Source organism: Brevibacterium sp. Z349TD_9, assembly GCF_056173565.1.
Genome location: NZ_CM149680.1, coordinates 1,788,054 through 1,804,319, shown reverse-complemented (window position 1 = coordinate 1,804,319; position 16,266 = coordinate 1,788,054). Strand labels below are relative to the sequence as shown.

At 65.7% G+C, this 16,266-nt stretch carries 16 protein-coding genes and 1 other annotated feature; of the genes, 15 read left to right on the top strand and 1 reads right to left on the bottom strand.

Features of this window, described 5'->3' with window-relative positions:
- Nucleotides 1-4: 4 nt before the first annotated feature.
- From AC0VYB_RS08180 to AC0VYB_RS08110, 15 genes are all read left to right on the top strand, one after another.
- Nucleotides 5-4,048 (top strand): transglycosylase SLT domain-containing protein, encoded by a 4,044-nt coding sequence (locus AC0VYB_RS08180; RefSeq protein WP_475385137.1) that lies wholly within the window; start codon nt 5-7, stop codon nt 4,046-4,048.
- Entirely contained in the window at nt 4,045-4,782 is a 738-nt protein-coding gene (locus AC0VYB_RS08175; RefSeq protein WP_475385136.1) for a LysM peptidoglycan-binding domain-containing protein, read from the top strand. The genes AC0VYB_RS08180 and AC0VYB_RS08175 overlap by 4 nt, the downstream gene beginning before the upstream one ends.
- 38 nt (nt 4,783-4,820) lie before the next feature.
- A complete protein-coding gene (locus AC0VYB_RS08170) occupies nt 4,821-5,660 on the top strand; it encodes a hypothetical protein (protein WP_475385135.1) in 840 nt (279 codons plus the stop codon).
- A 3-nt stretch (nt 5,661-5,663) separates the two neighbouring features.
- Nucleotides 5,664-6,098 carry a hypothetical protein gene (locus tag AC0VYB_RS08165; protein ID WP_475385134.1) on the top strand — a complete coding sequence of 145 codons (435 nt, stop codon included), beginning with the start codon at nt 5,664-5,666 and terminating at the stop codon, nt 6,096-6,098.
- Nucleotides 6,099-6,376: 278 nt separating this feature from the next.
- Entirely contained in the window at nt 6,377-6,682 is a 306-nt protein-coding gene (locus AC0VYB_RS08160) for a transposase (RefSeq protein WP_009381361.1), read from the top strand.
- Nucleotides 6,643-6,771: a sequence feature (AL1L pseudoknot), on the top strand. (Overlaps the previous gene by 40 nt.)
- Entirely contained in the window at nt 6,679-7,602 is a 924-nt protein-coding gene (locus tag AC0VYB_RS08155) for an IS3 family transposase (protein ID WP_009381362.1), read from the top strand. (Overlaps the previous feature by 93 nt.) The genes AC0VYB_RS08160 and AC0VYB_RS08155 overlap by 4 nt, the downstream gene beginning before the upstream one ends.
- Before the next feature lie 119 nt (nt 7,603-7,721).
- Nucleotides 7,722-10,601 (top strand): pyocin knob domain-containing protein, encoded by a 2,880-nt coding sequence (locus tag AC0VYB_RS08150; RefSeq protein WP_475385133.1) that lies wholly within the window; start codon nt 7,722-7,724, stop codon nt 10,599-10,601.
- Between the two features lie 2 nt (nt 10,602-10,603).
- Entirely contained in the window at nt 10,604-11,080 is a 477-nt protein-coding gene (locus AC0VYB_RS08145) for a hypothetical protein (RefSeq protein WP_475385132.1), read from the top strand.
- Nucleotides 11,077-11,508, top strand: a complete 432-nt coding sequence (locus AC0VYB_RS08140; RefSeq protein ID WP_475385131.1) for a hypothetical protein — start codon at nt 11,077-11,079, stop codon at nt 11,506-11,508. Before AC0VYB_RS08145 ends, AC0VYB_RS08140 begins: the two co-directional genes overlap by 4 nt.
- Nucleotides 11,509-11,544: 36 nt before the next feature.
- Nucleotides 11,545-11,748, top strand: a complete 204-nt coding sequence (locus tag AC0VYB_RS08135; protein WP_475385130.1) for a hypothetical protein — start codon at nt 11,545-11,547, stop codon at nt 11,746-11,748.
- Nucleotides 11,745-12,743, top strand: a complete 999-nt coding sequence (locus AC0VYB_RS08130) for a peptidoglycan-binding protein (protein ID WP_475385129.1) — start codon at nt 11,745-11,747, stop codon at nt 12,741-12,743. The genes AC0VYB_RS08135 and AC0VYB_RS08130 overlap by 4 nt, the downstream gene beginning before the upstream one ends.
- A 1-nt stretch (nt 12,744) precedes the next feature.
- A complete protein-coding gene (locus AC0VYB_RS08125) occupies nt 12,745-13,110 on the top strand; it encodes a hypothetical protein (protein ID WP_475385128.1) in 366 nt (121 codons plus the stop codon).
- Nucleotides 13,111-13,216: 106 nt separating this feature from the next.
- The gene (locus AC0VYB_RS08120; RefSeq protein ID WP_475385127.1) at nt 13,217-13,573 is read left to right on the top strand and encodes a hypothetical protein; all 357 of its coding nucleotides are present in this window, start codon (nt 13,217-13,219) and stop codon (nt 13,571-13,573) included.
- Entirely contained in the window at nt 13,570-14,727 is a 1,158-nt protein-coding gene (locus AC0VYB_RS08115; RefSeq protein ID WP_475385126.1) for a hypothetical protein, read from the top strand. Before AC0VYB_RS08120 ends, AC0VYB_RS08115 begins: the two co-directional genes overlap by 4 nt.
- Before the next feature lies 1 nt (nt 14,728).
- Entirely contained in the window at nt 14,729-15,865 is a 1,137-nt protein-coding gene (locus AC0VYB_RS08110; RefSeq protein WP_475385125.1) for a hypothetical protein, read from the top strand.
- Here the strand turns inward: AC0VYB_RS08110 and AC0VYB_RS08105 are convergent.
- Nucleotides 15,862-16,227, bottom strand: a complete 366-nt coding sequence (locus AC0VYB_RS08105) for a hypothetical protein (RefSeq protein ID WP_475385124.1) — start codon at nt 16,225-16,227, stop codon at nt 15,862-15,864. The two genes, AC0VYB_RS08110 and AC0VYB_RS08105, sit on opposite strands and share 4 nt — an antisense overlap.
- Nucleotides 16,228-16,266: the final 39 nt, after the last annotated feature.

Here is a 16,266-nt window from a genome sequence, read left to right as displayed (position 1 = left end):
GGCGGTGGCCGAAACGCTCCTCTACACGGTCGCACTCAGGGACCAGTTGACCCCGTCCCTCAAGCAGGTCAACAAGGCCCTCGACCAGACCACCGCCGCCACCGGCAAGGCCGCCTCCGCGTCGGCGGGGAAGAACTTCGAGTACGACAAGGCCGAGAAGAAGGCCACCGGGCTGGAGAAGGCCCTCAAGCAGGGCGAACGCACCGTCTCGGCGTTCAACACCCAGTCGGGCAAGACGGTGTCCACGATGACCCGCATGGGGTCCGCGTCGGGGTCCGCGGCGCAGAAGATCGCGCAGCAGGAGACCGCGACGGCGAAGGCATCGTCGGGGTGGGGCAAGCTCGCCTCCGCGGTGCAGGGCACCGTGTCGAAGGTCAACTCCGGTCTCAGCAGTGCCGGTTCCCGATTCAACGGGTTCGCCTCGAACGTGCGGGGTGCAGCGTCGAAGGCTGCAACCGGGTTCGGAACCGGGCTGGCCCCCATCTCCGGGAAGGCGCGCGAGGCGTTCGGGAAGGTCGACGGGGCCGCCCGGGCAGGACTGAACAAGGCCAAGGGCACCCTGTCGAAGTTCACCGACCAGGCGAAGCGTGAGGGCAAGGAGGGCGGTTCCGGGTTCGCGAACGCGTTCAAGGGTGCCGTCGGTGCCCTCGGCGTCGGTCTGACCATCGGTGGGGCGTTCACCCTTGGCAAGGACATGGTCGTCGAGGCCGGTAACGCCGAGCAGGCGATGGGTGCTATCGACGCCGTGTTCAAGGGCGGGTCGAAGTCCGTCCGCGACTTCGCGAAGACCGCCGACCAGTCCGTCGGCCTCTCGATCAACCAGTTCGGCGAACTCGCGACCGTGCTCGGTGCCCAGCTCAAGAACGGCGGCACGTCGATGGACGTGCTCGGGTCCAAGACGACCGACCTCGTCAAGGCCGGAGCCGACATGTCGGCGATGTTCGGCGGTACCGCCGCCGAGGCCGTCGAGTCCATCTCCTCGGCACTCCGCGGCGAACGCGACCCGATTGAGAAGTACGGTGTCTCACTCACCCAGGCCGCGGTCGACGCGAAGGCCGCCGAGATGGGGTTCAAGAAGGTCGGGAAGACGTTCGGCACCGAGGCCAACCAGGCGGCGACCATCGCGCTCATCATGGAGCAGACCGCGGACGCGCACGGGCGGTTCGCGGACGAGTCCGGCACGGTGATGAACGAGCAGCAGAAGCTCACCGCCGGGTGGGCGAACATGAAGACCGAGATAGGCGACCGGCTCATCCCGTATGTGTCCAGCCTGTTTTCGTGGCTCTCGGGAGTCCTCCCGGGTGCCCTCGACACTGTCCTGGGCGCGCTGGACGGAACCATCGCGGGGCTGAAAGCGTTCGGCGGCTGGGTGCAGGACAACGTGTCCTGGCTTCGGCCCCTCAGCATGGTCCTTCTTGGCGCAGCGGTCGCTTACGGCGTCTATCGCGGTGTGCTCGTGGCCGGAACGGTCGCTACCGCTATCGCCACGGCGGCGCAGAACGCGTGGAATGCCTCGCTCCTCGCCTCACCAATTACGTGGATCGTCCTCGCTATCGGTGCCCTTGTAGGTGCGCTCGTCTGGTTCTTCACTCAAACTGAGACCGGGAAGGCTGTCTGGGAGAACGTCTGGAACGCGATGAAGACCGCGGTGGGCGCGGTCGTCGGCTGGTTCCAGAACACGGTCGTCCCCATCCTGCAAGGCGTCTGGAACGCAATCGTCACCGGCGCGACCTGGATGTGGGAGAACGTCCTCAAGCCCACCTGGGAGGCAATCCAGATCGCCGTCGGCGCGGTCATCAACTGGTTCCAGACGACCGCGGTACCCATCATGCAGGCCGTTTGGAGCGGCATCGTCGCCGGAGCACAGTGGATGTGGAACAACGTGCTCAAACCGATCTGGGACGCCATGCAGATCGGGTTCCTCATAGTCGCCACCCTCATCGGCGCGGCGTGGGAGTTCGTCCTCAAGCCCGTGTGGAACGCAATCTCGACCGCCGCGATGTGGCTGTGGAACAACGGCATCAAGCCAGCGTTCGACGGAATCCAGTGGGGGTGGAACCTCCTCGTCACCGGAATCAAGGCGTACTGGGAGTTCGTCCTCAAACCGGTCTGGGACGCAATCGTCGCCGCCGCCAAGTGGATGTGGAACAACGCGGTCAAGCCCGTGTTCGACGCGTTCAAGTTCGGCTGGGACGCGCTCCTGCTCGGCATCAAGATCATCTGGGAGACGGTCCTCAAGCCGGTGTGGAACGCCGTCGTGTCCGCCGCACGCTGGATGTGGTTCAACGCGATCAAGCCCGTATTCGACGCCTTCAAGCTGGGCTGGGACGCCCTCGGCAACGCGATCAAGTGGGTCAAAGACACCCTCATCTCCCCCGTGTTCAACGCGGTCAAGAACGCCGGGCAGACGATGTGGAACGGGCTGAAAGTCATCTTCGACTCGATGAAGTCCGGCATCCGCGCCGTCGGCGACGGGTTCAACCTCGCCAAGGACGTGATCGCGAAAGCGTGGACCGGGATCAAGGACGCCGCGAAGGGTCCGGCGGAGTTCGTCGTCAACACGGTCTACAACAAGGGCATCCTGCCCATCTGGAACAGGGCCGCTGGCATCTTCGGGATGGACGACAAGAAGCTCAAGGAAGTGAAAATGGCGACCGGTGGCCGAGTCCGCGGCCCCGGCTCCGGCACCTCCGACTCCATCCCCGCGCGCCTGTCGAACGGCGAGTTCGTCGTCAACGCCAACGCCACCCGTAAGCACCTCCCGCTCCTCCACGCGATCAACGGACCGCAGGGCGTCGGCGCGAGCGAGTTCCGCCGCCGCAGCAGCCGCACCGGGCGGCTCCGCACCGTCGACGGGGTTCCCGCGTTCGCCTCCGGCGGCACACTCATCGACGGCGCGAACTGGTGGGTGCGCAAGGGTGCGCGTGGCTCCCGCCACCCGGCGTTCGGCGGGGCCGTCCGGTCCGGCCACTCGAAGAATTCATTGCACTACCAGGACCGCGCGGTTGACCTCAACTACGGGCCGGGCGGCACTAATGCAACCGAGCAAGCATTCTTCGATAAATGGGTTAAGGAATTCAAATCACAATTCCCCGGACTACGGGTGATATGGCGTGCCCCAGGGCATTTTAATCACCTCCACATCGACACAAGTAATGGTGCCGATATCGGCGAATTCAGCGGTGCCGCGAGCAGCGGCGGCGGAGGCGGGTTCCCGTTCTTCGACCTCAACCCGCTGCAGGGCTGGATCGACAAGATCACGAACTTCAAGCACAGCTCCGGCCTGTTCGGCGACGGCCTCAAGAACGCGGCGAAGTCCCTCGTCCAGGGCGCAATCGACAAGATCAACCCGTTCAACTCCGGGGCCGACTCCGGCTCGGTGAGCGACCCCGGCGGCCAGGGCAAGGGAGTCGAGCGGTGGACGCAGGTCGTCATCGAAGCCCTCAAGTTCGTCGGCCAGTCCACGTCGACGGCGATGGTCAACACCGTCCTCAGGCGCATGAAACAGGAGTCGGGTGGTAACCCGCGCGCGATCAACAACTGGGACGTGAACGCCAGGCGCGGAACCCCGTCGAAGGGCCTCATGCAGGTCATCGACCCGACGTTCCGCGCGAACGCCAAGGCTCCCTACAACAAGAATATTTGGGATCCCATGTCGAACCTGGTCGCGTCGATGCGGTATGCGCTCAAGCGGTACGGTTCCCTGCCAGCGGCCTACAACAAGAAGGGCGGCTACAAGACGGGCGGCCTCGTCACCCCTGCCGGTCCGGTCAGCGTGTTCGACAACGGTGGCCCGTGGGCACCCGGGACGTGGGGATTCAACGCCGGGAACGACACGGAGATGGTGCTCACCGGTCAGCAGGCAGACCTCGTGACCACCGGCATCCGGGAGATGACGCAGGGCGGCGGCGGAACCCTCACCGTCGAGCAGGTCAACATCAACATCAAAGGCGACGTGTACGGCGTCGACGACCTCGACGCGTACCTCCGGGAGGCCGTGGAGGAGCTTATGGAGGACATTGAACGCGAGTGGGAGGAGCGGCGTTGAGCGAGAAGATTTACTACGAGCGGACGAACGTCGGTGGCGGCAAGATCGTCACGACGAAGGGGCCGAAATGGTCCGGCACGTCCACGCTGCTCGGTGGCCGTCCCCGCATCATCACGGAGCGCAATGCGGTGTACGTGATGGGCGACGGGCTGCTGCGGCACCCGCCCGAGTTCTCGTTCACCGCTGGGTCCGAGTTCGACACGATTGAGCGTGAGGGTCTGACGCCGGTGAGGCGGTTCAAGTCGAAGAAGCTGCGCACCCTGTCGTGGAAGGTGAGCATCGGCTACCGGGATTGGAAGCGGCCCGTGGACTTCCAGGTGCGGTGGCTCATGGATCGGGCTGAGAGGCACGAGAAGATCAGGTTCACCGGGCACGGGTCGCAGGCCCTTGAGCACGGCAGGTGGTGGGTGATCGACGACTTCCAGGTCAACGTCACGCAGCGCACCCCGACCGGGTTGGTCTCGCGCGCCGACGTGACTCTCTCCCTTGTGGAGGCGTCGGACGTTCCGGCGACCGCGGCGAAGAAGCCCAAACCCAAGCCGAAGAAGAAGGCGAAACCGAAGCCTAAGCCGAAGAAGAAGGAGCGGAGTTACAAAATGCGGAAGGGCGACACCCTTTGGGAACTCGCCCAGAAGTATTACAAGAACCCTTACAAATGGCGCATTCTCGCTAAGCGCAACAAGATCAAGAATGTGCGCCGTATCCCTATCGGGAAGATCATCTACATACCATGAGCCGCTACCGTTCCGGGACAGATAACCGGCTCCGCAAGGTGTCATTCAGCGGGGCCGGTGTCTCGCATACCCTCACCGGGCAGGTCCGCGCCGGGTCGAAGATCAGCCTCGAATCCTCTCAGGTCAACCAGCTCAACGTCGACCTCATCGACGACACCGCGATGAGCCTGTGGAACAAGGGCAACATCCGCAAGGGCACCACCGTCATCTACGACGGGTGGCTGCGGTTCGAGGTGCGCGGGTTCGCGGTGAACCCGAACACCGGGTCGCTGGCCGTGACCGTCCGGTCGAAGGGCACCGCGAAGCTCAAGGAGCAGCGGGGCGCGAAGAACTGGGGCAAGCAGGACGTGAAGAAGTGGTTCGAGGCCCGGTTCCGGGAGGCCGGTCTCAAACCCATCGTCCAGTCCGGTCTCGGCTCCCGCGACTTCGCCCGGCAGAAGGCGCAGTCGGGGTCGCAGGCCGAGTCGACGTGGGATGTCATGTCCCGGGCACGAGACGAACTCGGGGCATGGCTGTTCGAGGCCGGTGAGTACGGTGTGCTCGCGAAACCGTCGTGGCTGGTCAAGCACCGCCCGTCGGGGATGGACCGGTGGGACTTCTGGTGGAACTCCGCGACCAGCTACTCCGCGGTGCTCGCCGGGTCGCCGCTGTACAACTACAGTGCCGACTCGTCGCCGACGGAGGAGTTGTCGTTCGGTCTGCTGTCCTACGATGCCGGTGACATGAAGCCCGGGGACACGGTGAAGTTCTCGGGCAACTACTACGGGATCAACGGGGAGTGGATCGTGAAGTCGGTGACGATCCCGTTGGCGAACTCGAATCCGGTGGAGGTGTCGTGTATGCGGCCCCGCGACCCGGTTCCGCAGAAGGCGGGGTGAGTCGTGGAGAAGATTTGGGGTCCGTGGTTGGCGTCGAACGTCTCCGAGTCGTGTGTGGCGGAGGTCGTCGACATTGACGCCGCTCTCGCCGGGTTCGAGCTGCCGGTGGAGGGCTGGCACGCGTCGGTTGCCGAGGTCATGTCGATTGTGGCCGCGAAGTACTCCGAGGTGTGGCCTCCCGCGGACCGGGAACTGGTGGCGTGGCTGCGGTTGCGCCCGTACCTGGCGACGGGTGTGGACTTCACGACGGCGGGTCTGGCCCTCGTGCGGGGTGTCGACGAGTCGATCTGCCTGACCCTCGGCGGGGGCCGGGTCGCGGAGTCGTGGGGTGGGGGTCTCGTCATCAACCACTTCCCCACCCGGGAGCGGTATGTGGAGGCGTTCGAGATGCCGTACACGGTGTACATGAGGAGTGTCCGTGGTCGCACGCAGGTTTGACCGTCAGCCGAAGCGTCCCGGGCTGTTGGGCGTCTACCGGGCGACGGTGCAGAAGGTGGACGCGGACGGTCGCCTGTGGGTGCAGGCACCGCGCCTGTCCGGGGGTGATTCGGTGGGTCCGCTGCCGACGGTGGTGCTACCGCGCCCGGTCGCGGCGGGTGACCGGGTGATCGTGCAGTCGGTGGAGGGGATGCCCGGGGTTCTCCTGGTCACAGGGGTGAATCGCCCCGGGGATAATAGAGGCAGGGAGATTGGAAGAAGGAGATTCTCTCTTGCCAGTGAAATACACCGACGAACTCAAGGCTCGCGCCGTCGAACTCGTCATTCATGCTCAGGCCGATCCGGAGACGGCGAACGGGGCAATCACCCGTGTCGCCGGCGAGCTCGGTCTGAGCAAAGAGACCCTGCGAGTCTGGGTCCGTAAGCACAAAGACTCCGGCAAGGCCACACCGACTGAGTCAGTCGATTTGGAAGCGGAGAACCGTCGGCTGCGGGCGGAGTTGGCTGAAGCGAAGCGGGCCAACGAGATCTTGAAGAGAGCGTCGGCTTTCTTCGCGGCGGAGCTCGACCGCCCATCGAAGTGATTGTCGTCTTCATCGACGACAATCGTCACGAGTTCGGAGTCGAGCCAATCGTACGCGCCCTGTCCGGGACTGCGGCACGGATTGCTGTGAGCTCGTATTACGCGTTCAAGAAACGCGAACCATCGGCCAGGGCCCGCCGAGACCAGGCGCTGATGGTCGTCATCCAGGATGTCTATGAGGCGAACTACTCGTGTTACGGGGTGCGGAAGATGTGGAAGGCGATCAACCGCGAGTACGCGGATCAGTTCGGCCCGGTGGCCCGCTGCACGGTGGAGCGGTTGATGCGCCAGTTAGGCATCGACGGTATTCGACGCAGGAGGAAGCGCCCGAAGACGGCTTCGGCTAGGGCTGAGGAGTGTCCGGATGATCTTGTCGAGCGTGAGTTCGCAGCACCGGCACCCAATTGTCTATGGGTCGCGGACATCACCTATGTTCCGACGACTGCTGGGTGGGTATACACGACGTTCATCCTCGATGTCTTCCACAGGGAGATCGTCGGCTGGCAGGTGACGAACCACATGCGGGAGTCCCTGGCCAGGGACGCTCTGACGATGGCTCTCGCTGCGAAATATCGGGCCGGTGAAGACGTTTCCGGGCTGGTGCACCACTCGGATCGCGGGGTGCAATTCCGATCGATTCGCTATGGCGAGACCCTGGCGGAATCCGAGGTCGTGGCGTCGGTGGGGTCGCGTGGGGATTCGTACGACAACGCCATGGCCGAGGCGCTGAACTCGGTCTACAAGGCCGAACTCATCGACCGGAAGGGGTGGTCGGGGTTGATCGAGGTGATGGCGGAGACGTCGAAGTGGGTGGCTTGGTACAACCAGTCCAGGTTGCATTCAGCGATTAACTACCGACCGCCCGTCGAGGTCCATTCCGAATGGATCAACCAGTCCGGGACAGAACCCGCGGCTGCTTAGGAAACCAAGAATAGGAGCCTCTACGAAACCCGGGGCTTGACAGGGTGCTCGCGAACCACTGACCGGGCGACACCCGGCCCGTCCCACAAGGCTCGCACCGGTCGCGTCATGGTGCGGGTATGGCAGTCACGAAATCACCCCGACTGGGCCTTGACCGCTGGTCGGCTGGCACCGACCTCCACCCGAATCGCGCCGAGTGGGACGCGCAGCAGGGCCGTCTCGACGACCTCGTGGCAATCGACGTTGAGGTGGCTACGTTCGCGGACCGTCCCGCCCCGAAGCGGGGCGTGTACATGTGGGTCGTCGACGAGCAACGCCTGTACCGCTCGACGGCGACCGGGTGGGTGACGACGGCGAAGATCGGCGGCGGCGGACGCGGCACCCAGATCACGATTGGGGCGGCGTCGGCGGCGGTCGAGGGTGCGTCGGCGTTCGCGGCGCGCGCGGATCACACGCACAACCTGCCGCTTGCTACGTCGACGGTCGACGGGGCCATGTCGCGCGCCGACAAGGCGAAGTTGGATGCTGCGACCCCCGATGCGACGCCGGGCACGGTCGTGTCCCGGTCGTCGTCCGGTGGCGTGTTCTTCAACGCCGTCGCTCTCACCGCGCAACCGGTCACCGTCAACCACGCGACCCGCAAGGACTACGTCGACGCGTCGGTCGCTGCCCGGTTCCCGTTCGCCCTGTCCGCCGGGTCCGGGTCGATCAACGACATTCTCACCGAGGGCCAGTACCAGCAACCGTCGGCCTCCCCGGTGACGACCGCGAACGGGTACCCGATCAACGGGGGTGCGGGTGTGCTCCTCGTGTGGAAGTTCGGTTCCGGTGCGTGGGTGATGCAGGAGTGGTTGGACTGGGGCAACCGTCGCCGGTTCCTCCGCGCCACGAACGGCGGCGCGACCGGGTGGTCGGCGTGGCGTGAGTTCGCTGGCACTGAGACCGCGACCGCGTCGGCGGACGGTCTCCTCGCGAAGGCCGACAAGGCCCTCATCGACACCGCGACCTCGGCGGCCACCGCAAACGCCCTCGTGCGGCGCGGTGCCAACGGTGAGGCGACGTTCACGCAGATGTTCCTCGACGCGTCCGCCCCCCTGCAGGCCAATCATGCGGCGCGGAAAGACTACGTGGATGCGACCGCGCGCGCCGAGGCGTCGGCTGCCGCGTCGTCGGCGGTCGGTGCGATCCCGTTGGCGTCGTCCACGGTCGACGGCCTCATGTCGAAGAGCGACAAGGGCGTCCTCGACACTGCCACGTCGAACTCTGTGTCGAACGCGCTCGTGCGTCGCACCCCCGCCGGGGATGTTGCGGTTCCGTCGGCCCCGTCGTCGCCCTCGGGGGCCACGTCCAAGGCATACGTGGACGCCGGAGACGCCCGACAGGTCACCGCCGCGACCGCGATCCCGGACGCAGCCGACCTGAACACCTACCAGACGGACGGGTTCTACATCCAGAGTCAGAACGTACAGGCGACGAACGGCTCGAACTACCCGGTGCCGCTGGCCGGGTTCCTCGCGGTATCGAACCTCGGTGCGATGACGTTCCAGACCTACCAGACCTACAACGGTTCGTCCGGCAACAAGGTCTACGTCCGTGGCCGCTACAACACGGGGTGGTCGGCGTGGCAGGAACTCGCGTACACCGACCTCGCCACGTCCTCGACGGACGGTCTCATGCCGCGCGCGGATAAGGCGAAGCTCGACGGGGCCACGTCGGCGGACACTGCGTCGAGCATGATGATCCGCGACTCGTCCGGGCGCGCCCGGGTCAAGAACCCGTCGAGCAGCCTCGACATTGCGAACAAGTCCTACGTGGACGCCCAGGATGCCGCGACCGGCAACGACGCGAAGATGTGGGCCGAGTCAATTGCCACGTCGAAGGCTGCGTTCTCGGCGGTGCACGCACCCACCAGTGTGGCGGCGTCGACGAACGCGAACACCCTCACCACGCCCGGTCTGTACTCCTACCCGGCCCAGTCGGCGGCTCTCAACAACAACACCCCGAGCACCGCGTCGGCGGTGCTCGAAGTCCTCAGCAACGGCGGCCAGGAACTCATCCAGAAGTGGGATGACGGGGTTGCCACTTACGTGCGCTCCTATGTCGCACAGTCTTTCCCCGTCGGGGCATACGCGTGGACTTCGTGGCAGAAGCTCATCAACACCCGCGACTTCAAGCCCCTCGACTTCCAGTTCAAGGAACTCAAGGGCGGCCAGAAACTCACCAGCGTCGTCCCCTCCGACGTGGGGTGGGGTCTCGGTGGGGCCATGGCCTCCGACCTCGATGCGCGACGCTACAACGCGCAGACCGGTGTGATTGAGGGCTGGTGGAAGGGTGTGCCGGTCGGCGGTCCCGTCGCGAACGGTCTGTCGGCGGGGTTCGTCAAAGACCCCATCTGGAAGGTCGACGTTCGACCCGAAGGGTTGGACTACACCACGCAGCGCATCGAACTCCTCGACTGCCAGCCGAAGTTCATGATCGGGTTCGCCTGGGAACGGGTCTACAACCCCGGAGCATCGAAGTGGGGTGCGTGGGCGTGCGTCGCCGGTGACACGCAAGACATTCCCTCCGTGTCCAGGGCGGTCGCCGAGGCAACGACCGAGGAACCCCTCATCCACAACACATCATCTGCCGGGCAGCTCTACACATCCTCGGCACCGTACACGATTCGCCGGATCGGGCAGAACGTCTACCTCACCGGTGCCGCCACGTCGACAAGTTCGGGCCTGACCGGTTCCAACTCGGATGCCGGTGCGAACCTCGGGTGGTTCGTGCAGACCTCCGAATCGGCGGCCACCGTTCCCGGTGCCGACTACACGCTCATGCCGTACAAGTTCGACGCCGGGGTGCAGCAGGGTTCGGGGACGAGCCGGTGGTGCACCGCCTGGTACCCCCGCAACTCGCTTCGCGCCTACCGCTACGACGGCACGCCGGGGTCGAGGCCGTGGCTGTACTTCAACATGATCTACCCGGCCCTGCCGATCAACACCTACGGAGGATGACCGTGAGTGACGACGCAATGGCGGCCTTCAACCCGCTGCCGGTGCCCTCGCTCGGGGAACGAATCTCGCGGTGCATCGGACACGCGGGACTCGTCATCGCCGGTATCTACGGGGCGGTCGGAACACTCCCCAAATCGCTCCTATTCGCCGCCGAACCCGACCAACTCATGGTGTGGTCGATGTTCCTGTGCACGGGCCTCATTGCCGCCGTCGCGACGCTGCGCGGTGCGTTCCTCATCGAGTACGCGATGCTGCCGTTCATGACCGGTGGCGTGCTCGTCTACTGGGCTGCAATCGGGTGGGCCGTCATCACCGGCGAGAACCTGGGGTCCGGTGTCGCGTTCGGCCTAATGGGTTCCCTGTCTTCCTACCTCATTGCGAGGTGGTTCTCCCTCAACCAGCTAGTCCGCGGACCGGCACGGCTGCTGGGGGAGAAGGTGAAGCGGCGGTTCAACCGCACCCAGGAGGGCGATGAATGAGCGAAATCAACATCGTCATCGCGGTCATCACCATCCTCATGGGCGGTGGCGGCCTCGGCGCACTCTACGCATCCCGGGTGAACGCGAAACGGTTCAGGTCGCAGTCGGAGACGGAGGCACGCGCGGGATTCACCGCCGAGTTCGAGGCATTCGCGAAGGCCCAGGGCGACCAGATCAGGGAGCAGAAGGACGAAATCGCGACCCTCAAGACCGACATGGCCGCCCAAATGGCGACTCTCAGGGCGGAGACGAAGGCGGAGGTTGACCAGATTCGAGCTGAGCACCGCAACGCCGAGGACTACATCGACGTGCTCATCATCGGCATCTCCGACGGCACGATACCGCCGATCCCCCACCGCGCACCTCTCGCGCTCCCCCGCATTCTGCCGACTCCGCCCAACGTCCCACCTAACCCGCCTGAAACATGACACAACAGGCGCGGGAGACAACCACAGGAGGAACCCATGACCGAAACCCCAGACCCCACTGTTCAGGCCGGTATCGAGGACGACCCGGTCATCCCCGACCCGGACGAGTTCGACGACGGCGACGAGACCGAGGAGTTCGACTACGTCGACGGCATCGACGTTCCCGACCCGGACAACGCCGACGAGGAGGAGGAAGCCGACGAGGCCGACTTCCCCGACGACTTCGAGGGTGGTGAGTGACCGTGGCCGTCTCGCAGAACGGATGGAAGGCCAACGACCGATCCCTCATCGCGTCCTACAAGGTGCCCGGCGGCAAACTCGCCATGCGCAAGGGCGACGTGGCGACGATCCTCGTCTACGTCGTCAACCGGTTCCACAACGAGGTCGAGAAGCTGGAATGGCCAGGCTGCTGGGGGTACGCCGAGCGGCCCATCCGCGGCGGCTCCGCACTGTCCAACCATGCGTCCGGTACGGCGGTGGACCTCAACGCACCGCAGCACTGGCTCGGTGCCCGAGGTACGTTCACCAAGGGACAGGTCACGGCGATTCGCCGCATCCTCAATGCCTGCGAAGGTGTCATCCGGTGGGGCGGGGACTACCGCAACCGCAAGGATGAGATGCACTTCGAGATCAACCGGGGTTCAGCCGCGGTGCGTGCCCTGGCGAAGAAGATTCGCGCCGGTGAGAAGCAGGGCGGCAAGGGTGCACCCGCCCCCTCGTCGAAGTGGAAGGCCGTGAAGTACGGTGACCAGCTCCGCAACGGCGTCCAGGGTCCGCCCGTGCGCGAGTGGCAGGAGTTCGGCCTCGGCTACACCGGGTCGAAGGTCGACGGATACTTCGGCGACGACACCGAGCGCGACACGAAGTCCGTGCAGAAGCGCAACGGCCTCCCGCAGACCGGAGTCGTCGACTCCAAGACGTGGGCGACCCGCCGACGCCCGAAGCCCAAGCCGAAGTCGAGCGCACCCAAGTTCCCGTGGCCCAACGACCACTGGATCGGGCGCGAGTCGAACAACGCGAAGAACCACTCCGGTGCCCTCAAGAAGGACGAACCCGGCATCCGGCAGTGGCAGTCGAAGATGAAGTCCCGCGGCTGGGAACTCACCGTCGACGGCGAGTTCGGTCCCGCGTCGGAGAAGATCGCACGCCAGTTCCAGAAGGAGAAGGGCCTCAAGGTCACCGGCAAGGTCGACCTCAAGACCTGGAACGCGACCTGGAACGAGAAGGTGACCTGACATGCCCGAATTCACGTTCACATTCGACTGGGCGGGAGTCATCCAGCTCGTACTCGTCGGTGTCCTCCCGCTCCTGGTGGGACTCGTCACCACCCGGGTCACGTCGGCGAGGGTCAAGGCGGTTCTGCTCGCGCTCCTCTCCTTCGTGTCGTCGCTCCTGACGGAGATTCTGGCCGCCGCCGAGGCCGGAGTGGCCTACGACCTCTGGCAGGGCCTGTTCAACGGCCTCCTCACGTTCATCGGCGCGGTCGCCCTCCACTACGGGTTCTGGAAGCCCGTGGGGGCGTCCGAGGCCGCGCAGAACGCACTCACCGGGAAGCCCGTCGCCCAGGGCGAGGCCGTCGACGACAGCCCCGACCAGTCATAGTTCGACCGCACACGCAACAGTCGCGCCCCGCCGCTCCCATCTGAGCGGCGGGGCGTTCCCGTCCCTCATCCCACCCATCACCGGCCAGGCGCGCCACCATGGGCACATGCCGCACCGCATCCTCCAATACCCGTTCAACATCACCCCGGCTGGGAACGCCGCCGTCATCCCCCAGGGTGGGGAGCAGGAGGCCGGACAGACCATTCTCGTGATCGTGTCCACCGTGCTCGGGGAACGGCCCATGGCCGCGTCGTTCGGCATCCCCGACCCGGCGTTCGTCGGACTGGAAACCGCGGACGTGGCCACGGTCCTCAACGACTACAACCTCACCCACATCGAGGTGCAGGAGGTCTCCGTGGAGTGGCCGCAGGAGTCGGTGCAGCAGGCGGAGGTGCAGTGGCGGTTGGCGGAGGTCGAGCCGACTGACGGAGACGAACTAGGCGAGGGGTACGACGAGGAATGAGCGAGAGCGCGAACTACGAGGATGTGTCGTTCATCGACTCCACCAGCGAGGATGAACTGGTGCAGGCGGCGGTCGACCGGATGCGGCAGTCCATCCCCGAGTGGGAACCGGACGAGTCGCAGACGGAGATGGTGCTGCTGCAGGCCCTCGCGATCATGGTGGGCATGGAGGTGTACGCGATCAACCAGCTCCCCGAGACCGTCCTCGAACAGCTCCTGCGTCTCTACGGTGTCGAACGGTCCCCGGGTGTCGCGGCGACGACCCGTGTGGAGTTCGGCGTCGACGAGTCCGCGCCCACGCAGACGGTGCCGTCGGGCACTCGGCTACGGTTCACGTTGGAGGCGACCGGGGAGACCTACGACCTGCTGACCACCGAGTCGGTGACGATCACCACGTCGGAGAGTCTGACTGGCACCGCGAACGCCGTCATGGTCGACGTGGGTGGGGAGATCAACGGTCTTGAGGACGTGCAGCTCGACGTGGTCGACCCGCTGTACTTCGTCGAGTTCGCCCGGGTGGTGTCGCCGTTCTCCGGCGGCGCGGACGCCGAGACGGACGAGTCCCTGTACCAGCGCGGATCGGCGCGTCTGCAACGGCAGGTCGCGACCCTCGTGCTCCCGCAGCAGTTCGAGCTGGCCGTGATCGAGGACGACCGTGTGGGGCGCGCGAAGGCCCTGAACCTGACCCGCCCCGACCAGTCCGGGCAGGCCCTCGGACACATCACTGTCGTCGCCACCGACCGGTCCGGCAACGCCCTCACCGAGCAGGTGATGGACGAGCTGCGGTTCCGGCTTACCGACATGGCTCTCGCCGGTCTCACCGTGCACGTAGTGCCGCCCGTGTACACGAGCATCAGCCTCGTCGTCGACGTGGTCCAGAACCGCCCCTACAACACGGACGTGGTGCGCAAGAACGTCGAGGACCAGTTGCGCGCCTACTTCTCCCCGCTGGGGTGGCCGTGGCGGACGGAGGTGTTCGCGACGGAGGTCACGTCGACGGCGGCGAAGGCTGCGGGGGTGGCCCTGGTGACGAAGTCGACCATCGCCGTGCAGGGCGGCAGCCCGTCGTCGACGAGCGTGAAGCTGACCTCCACGGGACTCGCCGCTCTCCCCCGCATCGCATCGGTGACGGTGAACATCACCGGGGAGGCGTGACGTGACGGAGGACATGACGCTGGCCCTGTGGGAGATGCTGCCGGAGCAGTACAAGATCGCCGACTCCGTGCAGGAGCCGAACCCGTACCCGCTGCGCAGGTGGCTCGACGGTCCGGGTTCCATCATGACGCAGGTGCGGCACTACGCCGACATGGCCGAGAGCGGCAGCCTCACCACGATCAACACGACCAACCTGATCGCGGACCCGGCGGACGACGGCACCCTGTCACTGGCGAATTTCAGGTTCACCTCCGACTCGAAGTACCTCGTCGACGACGGTGGGTATCCGGCGGTCGAGATGATCCAGACCAACGAAGCGGACCCGCTCTACTTCGACACCCGGGACAACTGGGACGCTCGCAACGGCCTGGCCGTGGGCAAGTGGATCGCGTTCTCAGCCGAGGTGAAGCTGATCGGCGAGTGGAAGCCACTCACGCGGGTCAACACCATCGGCGTGTACGGCGGGGCCACGATCACCGGCTCGCAGCACCTCACCGTGGACGCGAATGGTGAGGAGTACCGGCGCGCGATCACCGTGGCGAAGGTCGCCGCGCTCCCCGCTGGCGGGTACCTCCGCACGCTCGTGTACCCGTCACCGTCCCCGGCGGCGGGTGTGGGGTTCCGCGCGCGTCGTCTCATGGCCGCCGTCGGTGACACCCGTGAGGAGGCGATCAGCCGGGTCGCGGAGTGGACGGGTACGCCGAAGAAGATGCTCCCGTGGCTGGCCCGGATGCTCGGCATCGACCCGCGCCCGAACACGCTCGCCGAGACGCGGCAGGCGATCCTCTCCCGCGCGTCCGGGTCCGCACCCTACATCGGAACCCGCAAGCACATCGGCGACGCGGCGGCGCGCGTCCTCGGATCGGACGCACCGCTCGGCGTGTTCCCGCACCCCACGGACCCGTGGGTCATCATCGTCGCCTCCGACGTGCAGTCCATCGCCGACGCTGGCGGACTCGACGTGGTGTGGACGAAGCTGTCCAGGCTGTCGGTGGCACCGGCGGGGTTCTACATCATGCCGATGGAGGCACGGGTGACGTGGGACCAGTTCGACACGGCGAAACCGCCCACGTGGGAGGTGTTCGACCAGAAGCTGCAGACGTGGAATCAGGTCGACTCCGTCGGCGTGGTGTTCTAGTCCTTCTTCCGGTAGTCGACGCGCTCACCCTTGAGGGACTGGATAGCGGAGGCGACGGCGTGCTGCGTCGGGTAGCCGAGGTGCTTCGCGAGCCGGTACGTGGACACCCCGTCCTCGGTGGCGGCGAGGAGAAGTTCTGCGCGCTCGATGCGCGCGGTCTCCACGCTCTGCCACGCTTCCTTCGCCTCGGGGAGGTTCCGCAGCGTCTTACCGGTGACGCCGTTCTTCCGCTCCAACCGGGCGAGCAGTTCCTCGCGTTCGCGTTCGCGCCGCCGCCACTTGGTGTCGGCGTTCTCGACGCGGCGAAGCCAATCCTGCCAATTCTGCGGGAGGTCGTTGAACGACTTCGACGGTCGAGCCACAGCACCACTTCCGATAGTTATACGTTAACAACACAATCC